This window comes from Roseibacillus ishigakijimensis (assembly GCF_016595415.1).
Lineage (GTDB): Bacteria > Verrucomicrobiota > Verrucomicrobiia > Verrucomicrobiales > Akkermansiaceae > Roseibacillus > Roseibacillus ishigakijimensis.
Map to the genome: position 1 here is coordinate 19,012 of NZ_JAENIO010000049.1, position 8,815 is coordinate 27,826.

The 8,815-nt window shown below is 57.3% G+C and carries 7 protein-coding genes; 3 read left to right on the top strand and 4 right to left on the bottom strand.

Annotation, left to right across the window (positions count from 1 at the left end; translation table 11 throughout):
- Positions 1-388: 388 nt before the first annotated feature.
- Both acnA and JIN78_RS14880 read right to left on the bottom strand, forming a co-directional pair.
- Complete coding sequence (gene acnA / locus JIN78_RS14875) at positions 389-3,232, bottom strand: aconitate hydratase (RefSeq protein WP_200392782.1); 2,844 nt, start codon at positions 3,230-3,232, stop codon at positions 389-391.
- Between the two features lie 200 nt (positions 3,233-3,432).
- Positions 3,433-3,780, bottom strand: coding sequence for a P-II family nitrogen regulator (locus tag JIN78_RS14880; RefSeq protein WP_200392783.1), 348 nt, complete (start codon positions 3,778-3,780; stop codon positions 3,433-3,435).
- A gap of 269 nt (positions 3,781-4,049) precedes the next feature.
- Between JIN78_RS14880 and JIN78_RS14885 the strand changes: the two genes are divergently transcribed.
- A complete protein-coding gene (locus JIN78_RS14885) occupies positions 4,050-4,286 on the top strand; it encodes a hypothetical protein (protein ID WP_200392784.1) in 237 nt (78 codons plus the stop codon).
- Positions 4,287-4,467: 181 nt separating this feature from the next.
- On the opposite strand, the gene JIN78_RS14890 is transcribed toward JIN78_RS14885, so the two are convergent.
- Positions 4,468-5,118, bottom strand: a complete 651-nt coding sequence (locus JIN78_RS14890) for an ATP-dependent Clp protease proteolytic subunit (RefSeq protein ID WP_200392785.1) — start codon at positions 5,116-5,118, stop codon at positions 4,468-4,470.
- Positions 5,111-6,457: a trigger factor gene (tig, locus tag JIN78_RS14895; protein WP_200392786.1), complete on the bottom strand. Its 1,347-nt coding sequence runs from the start codon at positions 6,455-6,457 to the stop codon at positions 5,111-5,113. Before tig ends, JIN78_RS14890 begins: the two co-directional genes overlap by 8 nt.
- Before the next feature lie 182 nt (positions 6,458-6,639).
- Between tig and JIN78_RS14900 the strand changes: the two genes are divergently transcribed.
- Positions 6,640-6,882 (top strand): hypothetical protein, encoded by a 243-nt coding sequence (locus tag JIN78_RS14900; protein ID WP_200392787.1) that lies wholly within the window; start codon positions 6,640-6,642, stop codon positions 6,880-6,882.
- A 58-nt stretch (positions 6,883-6,940) separates the two neighbouring features.
- The coding region (locus tag JIN78_RS14905) for a c-type cytochrome domain-containing protein (RefSeq protein ID WP_307833010.1) at positions 6,941-8,815 on the top strand (1,875 nt) is incomplete at its 3' end.

Below are 8,815 nucleotides of genomic sequence, written 5' to 3' on the forward strand. Positions count from 1 at the left end.
CCCGGAGGATGCCTTTAAGAGAGAGGGAGGAAGAATGGTGAGGACTCCCTTGCCAGTAGGAAAGCGCTTCGTGTCACTCCTTCATTCCTTCGCTGGCGGTAGTCTCGATAGGCTTTCAACTGCTCTTTTTGTTCCTGACTGTATTCTCGCTTTGAACTCCACTGTTCGTGCTGGTCTTGATTGAACAAGAGAACTTCGCCGTGCGCACTTTCCCGGCCGGGACGAGGGGGAGGATCGTCGAGCAGAACATCAAGGAGCTTTTCGCTGTTGCAACTGTTCAAGCTGAGTGCGCAAGCGGGAATGGCTAAGCACCAGCCGATGGTGCGTCTGACAAGAGCGCCAGCGGGAGGAGTATTCATCAGGAATTTCTCTGCTTTCACGCTTGTTCTTATTTGGCGAGAATTTGTTCCAGTACGTAGGGAAGGATGCCTCCACTGGTGTAGTAGTCAACCTCCGCAGGGGTATCGAGCCGGACCTTGAGGGGGACCTCGACCGTGCCTCCATCGGCTTTGTGGGCGATGAGGGTGGCGCTTTGCATGGGTTTCAACTCGCCTGCAATGCCGACTACATCGAAGGTCGCATCGTGGAGATCAGCCACTTTGGCGTAGTCCTCTTTGTTGACAAAATTCAGTGGAAGCACGCCCATGCCGATAAGGTTGGAGCGGTGGATGCGTTCGAAGCTCTTGGTGACAACCGCTTTCACTCCCAGGAGGCGGGTGCCCTTGGCGGCCCAATCCCGGCTACTGCCCATGCCGTAGTCTTCGCCGCCGATGACGACGAGGGGAACTCCCTCTTCCTGATAGGCCATGCAGGCATCGTAGATGAAGGTGGGCTTGGCGCTGGCGAGGGGCGCGATTTCAGTGTCGGGTCGGCTGACTTCCCGGTCGCCGAAGTATTGAGTGTATCCGCCTTCAATGCCGGGGCACATGAGGTTCTTAATGCGGACATTGCCGAAGGTGCCCCGGGTCATCACGCGGTCGTTGCCGCGACGGCTGCCAAAGCTGTTGAAGGAGGCCTTTTCCACCCCATTGGCGAGGAGGTAGCGGCCAGCAGGGGAGGTCTCCTTAATCGCTCCGGCGGGGGAGATGTGGTCGGTGGTGACGGAATCGCCAAAGATGCCGAGAGGGCGGGCTCCGGTGATGTCCTTTCCGGCCTCGAAGCCGCCCTCGAAGAAGGGGGGCAGCTGAACGTAGGTGGAGCTCTCGTCCCATTGGTAGGTGTCGCCAGTGGTGCCGTTGATTTCGCCCCACTTGGGGTTGGCATGGGCGACGTCGCCGTAAAGTTTTTCGTAGACCTCCGGTTTGAGCGCGGAGGCCAGCTGCTCAGCGATTTCTTCCTGAGAAGGCCAGATGTCTTTGAGAAAAACGGGGTTGCCCTCTTGGTCGTTGCCGATGGGTTCGCTGGTGAGGTCGAGGTCGACGCGACCGGCCAAGGCATAGGCGACCACTAGGGGGGGGCTCATCAGGAAGTTGGATTTGATATTACCATGGATGCGGGCCTCGAAGTTGCGGTTGCCGGAGAGCACGGAGGCCACCACCAGATCGCCTTCTTTGATGGCCTTCTCAATGGCGGGGTGGAGGGGGCCGGAGTTGCCGATGCAGGTGGTGCAGCCGTAGCCCACGGTCTGGAAGCCCAGTTGATCGAGTTCTTTGCTGAGGTCGGTAGCATCGAGGTAGTCGGTGACCACACGGGAGCCGGGCCCAAGGGAGGTCTTCACGTAAGGGGCGACGGAGAGGCCTTTTTCGTTCGCTTTTTTGGCCACCAGACCGGCCGCCAGCATGACGCTGGGGTTGGAGGTATTGGTGCAGGAGGTGATGGCGGCGATTACGACCGAGCCATGGCGAAGCTGGGTGTGGATGGGCTCGAAGGCATCTTCGGCCATTACCACCGAGGGGCCGGGACGGTTGGTAGACATTTCCGCCTGGTCCTGGGGGGAGCCGGGCTCGGGCTGGGAGAGCAGGGAGCCGACCGCATAGCCAGCGGGCTCGGGCATCTCCACTTCGATGGTGGTGTTGCGCTTCTCGGGAGAGAGACCGAATCCGCCCTCGCTGGGAGAGGCGGTGAAAAGGGTGTCGAAGCGTTCGCGCAGCTGGGGCACATCGATGCGGTCCTGCGGGCGCTTGGGACCGGAAACGGCGGGAACCACGCTGGCGAGGTCGAGCTCAAGGAGATCGGTGTAATCGCACTGGCCTTTCTGCGGAATGCCGAAGAGGTCTTGGGCCTGGAAGTAGTTCTCCACTGTCTGGCAGAGTTCTTCGCTCCGCCCGGTGCCCCGGAGGTAGTTGATGGTCTCGGCATCGACGGGGAAGAAGCCCATGGTGGCCCCGTATTCGGGAGCCATATTGGCGATGGTGGCCCGGTCGGGAAGGGAAAGAGCCTCGGCCCCGGGACCATGGAATTCGACGAATTTGCCTACTACGCCGTGGGCGCGCAGCAGTTCGGTGACCCGCAGGGTGAGGTCGGTGGCGGTCACCCCCTCGCTCAGTGTGCCATGGAGATAGACGCCCACCACTTCGGGGACGAGGAAGGTCACCGGCTGGCCCAGCATGCCGGCTTCGGCCTCAATGCCGCCCACGCCCCAGCCCACCACCCCGAGACCGTTGATCATGGTGGTGTGGGAGTCGGTGCCAACGAGAGTGTCGGGGTAGTAGACCCCATCTTTCTCCAGAACCCCTTTGGCCAAGTATTCCAGATTGACCTGGTGGACGATGCCAATGCCGGGAGGCACGACTGCAAAGGTCTCGAAGGCTTGCTGGCCCCATTTGAGAAACTCGTAGCGCTCGCGGTTGCGGATGAACTCGATCTGCATATTGCGATCGAGGGCGAGCTGGGAGCCTGCAAAGTCCACTTGCACGGAGTGATCCACGACCAGATCGACGGGAACGAGGGGCTCCACCGAGGAGGGGTCGGCTCCCCGGGCGACGGCGGCATCGCGCATGGCCGCGACGTCGACGAGAAGGGGCACGCCGGTGAAATCTTGCAGAACGATGCGCGCCACGGTGAAGGGGATCTCGTAGTCACCGGGCTGGCGGGCGTTGTAGCTGGCGAGGTTGCGCACGTCCTCTTCGGTCACTTTGCGCCCATCGACATTGCGGAGCACGGACTCCAAGACGATGCGGATGGAAACGGGGAGGCGGTCGAGATTGGGGAAGCCTTGTTCCCGAAGGGCAGGCAGGGAATGGAACTTCGCTTCTTTTCCGGAACCAGTGGTAAAAGTTTTCAGGGTGTCCATGGTGGCATCCTAGCGCAAGTCCGGAGGAAAGTCTTCCGGGAATTCCCGTTAGGAGAAAGAAAGAGGTTTTGCTGCACGGGAAGTGACCATCAGCGTGGTTAAAAAGTGACCACCTGTTCGTCCTTCCGGCACCACGGGGGCACAAAAAAACCAGCCGGATATCCGACTGGTTTCCTTGCAAAAAAGAGGGGAGAGGCTTCTCAATTGACCGAAACGGCCTCGCCGCCGGTTTCCCCGGTGCGGATACGAATGGCCTCTTCGACGGGAGAAAGAAAGACCTTGCCGTCACCGATTTTGCCGGTGTTGGCGCTCTTCACAATGGCCTCAGCCACAGTGGATGCCTGCTCGTCTTGCACCACAATCTCCACTTTCACCTTGGGAAGGAAGTCCACGGTGTATTCACTTCCGCGGTAGATTTCGGTGTGACCTTTTTGACGCCCGAAGCCTTTGACTTCAGTGACTGTCATTCCTTGCACTCCCACTTCTGCGAGAGCTTCTTTCACTTCTTCCAATTTGAAGGGTTTGATAATGGCTTCGACCTTTTTCATAATTTGCACTTACTGTGTCTCCCTTGCCAAAGCATGGACTGTGCCAAGCTTCTCTGCTGACACAAGGGGAGGGGCGATGGTAGGGGTGTTCATTCGCTGGATTGACACAAATGCTATTTTTTTCTTTTTTGCTGGCAAAGGGAGTTAAATTTATTAACCCGGGGCTCGTTTTAACGACCGTCCCTATGAAGCATTTGTTTTCGGTAATCCCCCTGTTGGCCTGCGTCATGTCCAGCTGTTCGCCTTTTGAAAGAAAACCTGTCGTCACTTTGCCACCCGTTACCCAGCCTCCGGTCGTGACTGCGCCGGAGCCCAGACCCACGCGGGTTTACCGGGAGGAAACGGGGGCTTCCGATGAGAAGAAAGAGGTCGCGGATCCCCTGGCTCCCGACCCCAGCAAAGTGGGTGCGCGCAGCACCATCCCCCGCTTCGAAGTTCCGGACAATGTGCAACCCAAGGTTTCCGATGGGATCAACCAAGGGCAGTTTCTTGAGTTGAGGTGGTGAATGGACCTTCCCGGCGGAGGGCCGCCTGGGAAAAGCTGGGAAAAGCTGAGACCTCTCACTCCTTCGGGGGGCGAGAGGTTTTTTTGAATCAAAGAAAAACCCGGGCTCCGTGCGGAAACCCGGGTTTTTGTGAAAAAAGGAAAGCCTTTCGCTTGGACCCACCTCCAAGCTCTCTTTGGTCTTACTTCTCGTCGGGGCTGCTGATGTTGGGGTGCTCGGTGCGGTTCTCGAGAACTTTGTCCACGAGGCCGTAGGCCACTGATTCTTCCCCGGACATGTAGTTGTCGCGATCGGCATCCAGCTCGACTTGCTCGACGGATTTGCCGGTGTGGTCAGAGAGGATTTTGTTCAGACGCTTCTTGAGGTTGAACATGAAACCGATGGTGCGTTCCACGTCCGCCGCCGTGCCCTGAGCTCCGCCGGAGACCTGGTGAATCATGACGTGGGAGTTGGGCAGACAGAAGCGCTTGCCTTTGGTGCCAGCCGTCAAGAGAACCGCTCCCATGGAAGCCGCGATGCCGATGCAGTAAGTATTCACATCACAGGTGATGAACTGCATGGTGTCGTAGATGGCCAAGCCCGCCGTGACGGAGCCACCGGGGGAGTTGATGTAAATGTGGATGTCCTTCTTGGGATCTTGCATCTGCAGGAAAAGCAGCTGTGCGATCACCGAGTTGGCCACAAAGTCATCGATGCCGGTGCCGATGAAAATAATCCGATCCTTGAGGAGACGGGAGTAAATGTCATAGCCACGTTCCCCGCGACCATCTTGCTCGATGACGGTGGGGACGTAGTAATTGTTGCTGGGTGCCTGGGAGGATGAATTAGTCATCGGATTCTGATTCGCTGTCATTGTCGCTGTTTTCAACTTCGACGAAGTTCGCGCTCTCCAGCAGGAAGTCAACGGTCTTGCCAATCAACATTTGGTTGCGCAGGGAATCGATGCGGCGCTCGCGCTGCAATTGCTTGATGAACGCTTTGAGCGGCTTGCCCTCGCGCTTGGCCATGCTGGTGATGGCACCGAGCAATTCCTTCTCGTCGACGGCGAGCTTCTCTTCCTGAGCAATTTCACCCAAGAGGAATTGCACCTTCAGGTTGTTGCGGGCGCGCTGGCCGGCAGTCTCGAGAATCTCCTTCTCGTCGGCTTGGATTTGCTCCTGGCTCATGCCGCGCTGCATCGCGTCCTGCACGAGACGGTTGGCCTGTCCCTGAGTCTCGGAAGCCACGTATTCTTCCGGCAAGTCAAAGTCCACCGCATCGGCGATCTGCTCGAGCAATTTGCTTTCCTTGAACTCTTCGCGTTGGCGGTCGAGCTGCATTTTGAGCTGGGACTCGATGGCTTCGCGGATGTCCTCGATGGAGCCGTTGGGCATGAGAGCCTCCACCAATTCCTCGTCGCTGGGGAGTTTCTGCTCCTTGATGCCCTTGATGGTGACTTGGAAAACGAGGTCCTTCTCCCGCAGAGTCTCGAGGGGGAAGTTCTCTTCAATGGTGACGGTGACCTCTTTGCTCTCGCCGATTTTCATATCGATGAGCTGGGTGGCAAAGCCGGGGAGGAAGGATTCCTCGTCCACCTTGAGCCAGAAGTCTTCGCCTTTTTCCACTTGATCGACGGGGCGCTCGGCCACTTCGGAAACGGGCTTGCCATCGCAAGTCGAGGTGTAATCGATGACGATGATGTCCTCGTCGGCAACCGCGCGGTCTTCGACGTCCTCGAAGTCGGAGTGACGATCACGCAGGGTGTCGAGCTCCTTGTCCACCAGCTCGTCGGTCACCTCCATCTTGGGGACTTCCACCGTCAGCTCCTTATAATTGGGCAGGGTGAAGTCGGGAGCGAGAATGAGGTTGGCTTTGAGCAGCGCGCTGCCGTCTTCGCGGAAGTCGAGAGACTCGGGCCACTTCACATCGATGACCTTCAGGCTTTCATCCTCTTTCAGGGTTTGCTGGAAGGCTTTGTCCATGAGGCGGCCATTGAGCTCTTCGTTAATGGACTTGCCAAAGCGCTTTTCAACCACTTTGCGGGGGGCTTTGCCGGGGCGGAATCCGGGGATGTTGGCTTGGCTGACGAAAGACTGCAGCAATTGCTGGCGCTCTTCGGAGACCACGCCGGATGGGATCTCCACTTCGAGGGTTGCTTGGCACTGGGGCTGTTTTTGAACCGAGATATTCATAAAGACGAGCCGGGCTTCCACCGGCGGGGGGCGGAAACTGAGGCAAAATCGGGAAAAGAGAAATGAAAAAACACCGGGAGAGCGTTCTATCGGCCCATTTGTGACAATTTTTCCGCGATTTTGTAACCCCCGTGCCCCGGTTCTCGTTGTCTTATCTTGGAAAAGAACACACTCTATTACGTATGAAAAAATTTATTGCTGGCCTTATGGCCGTCTCTTCGGGGCTTTATTTGGCGACCATGGGTATTTGGCCAGAAGGTGTGTGGCCCGACGTTATTCCAATCATCGATGAAGGGATTGCCTTCATTATTCTTGTCAATTCGCTCGCTGCTCTTGGGGTGGACCTGCGGCGATTTGTGGGCATGAAAGGGGACCAAAAACGAGGGGGCGGAAAGAGGGAGGATGGCCCCATCGACATCAATTAAGCTTGTCTAAATCCGTAAGGTCGGGGGAGTATCACTCGTAACGACCGACCAACCCTATATGTCTGACGAAAACGATAAACAAGCTGACGAGTTTGCGGCGACCCCTGACCTTCCTCCCGAAGTGGCGGAGGACAACGAGACTCTGGCCCCCAAGCCTTCGGGAGGCTTGAAGGTTCTCTCCGCGATCATGTTCCTTCTGGCGGTGGGATTATTCGCCATGCCGTTCCTTTGGGGGCTGGAGGATAAGGGCCAGGTTTCGCCCAACCCCTCTGTCCTCAATGACTGGCTCCTGTGGCTGGGTGACATGCACGTGCTCGTGCTGCACATTCCCATCGGCATCTTTTGCTACGTGCTGGCTGCCGAAATCGTGGGTCTCCTCTCCTTCCGCAAGTTCAAACCCCATCTCGGTCTCGCTCTTTTGTTCAACTCTCTGAGCGCGATTGTGGCTGTTGTTTTCGGCTACTTTTACTTCCTGCGCGGAGATTATGGCAATGCTCCCATTGAGTTCGGAGAGGACGCGAGTCGGATGGGAATGCATATGTGGCTTTCCATTCTCTTTGCATTTTTCGTCATTTTGGCTTTCATCTCGAAGATGTGGTCACGTCATAATGACAAAGGTTCGCCCTTCTACCCTCTCTTCCTGATTCTCGCCTCGGGCGCTCTGGCCGTGGGTGCGCACAAGGGAGGGGAACTGGTCCACACCGATAAGGACATCGTGGGCGATTTCGACAAGCTGCGCAAGGGACTGCCCCTCGGCATCGCGCCTGATGAAGTGGAACAAGTGCCCGACGTCACTGACATTCCCGCTGCCGAACGGCTCCTCTACGCAGAAGTGGTGAAGCCCATTCTCCAAGGCAAATGCTGGGAGTGCCACGCTGCCGCCGAATTCAACCCCACTGGGAAGAAGAAGATCAAGGGTGGCTTGGAAATGACCTCGGTGGCGCTCATGTTGAAGGGTGGCAAAGGGGGAGAAGACTTCCCGACCCTCGTGCCTGGTGATGCCGAAGCTTCGGAAATGATGCACCGGGTCAATCTTGATCCCGATGACGACGAGTTCATGCCCCCGGGCAAGGAAGACGAGCCCGAATTGCAGCTGACCGCAGGAGAGAAGAAGATTCTCGCCTGGTGGATCAACAATGGCCCACTCGATGAAGAGAGCGACAAGCCCCTTGGCGAGTTGGAAGGTCACGAAGATATCCTCACTGAGGTGACCGCATTTCAGCCGGTGATTGCCGTCCCTGTTGCTCCCAAGAAGGATGCCGCTGAAGCTGCGGAAGCCGAGAAGGCGGAAGCGAATCGCCGGGAGGCCATCCAGAAAGCGAAGGCTCCCCTCGATGAAAAATTCCCCGGAGCACTCACTTTTGCCTCCAAGGAGTCGGAAGAACTTTTCTTCACGGCAGTGAGCCAGGGAGAAAAATTCGATGACGCCGCTTTGGCGGAGCTCAAGCCGGTGGCGGAACACATCGTCGACCTGGACCTGAAAAAAACCAGCGTCAGTGACCAGGGATTGCAGGCTGTTTCCGGGATGATCAACTTGCGCAAGCTCATGCTCAACGAGACTCAGGTTACTGACGAAGGTCTCAAAACCATCGCGGTGTTGCCCAATCTGGAAAGCCTCTCCCTTTTTGGGACTTCGGTTTCGGATCAAGGGTTGGATGAAATTGCCAAGATTGCTTCCCTCAAGAACGTTTATCTCAGCAGCACCAAGGCTACTGAGGCCGGGGTGAAGCAGCTCCAAGAGAAGCTGCCCGCAGCTCAGGTTGATTTCATGGTGGTGCCCTCGCCTGAGGAAATCAAGAAAGCTGAAGAGGCGAAGAAAGCCGCCGAAGCAGCCAAGAAGGCGGAAGAGGCCAAGAAAGCTGAGGAAGCGAAGAAGGCGGCAGAAGCAGCCAAGAAGGCGGAAGAGGCCAAGAAAGCTGAGGAAGCGAAGAAG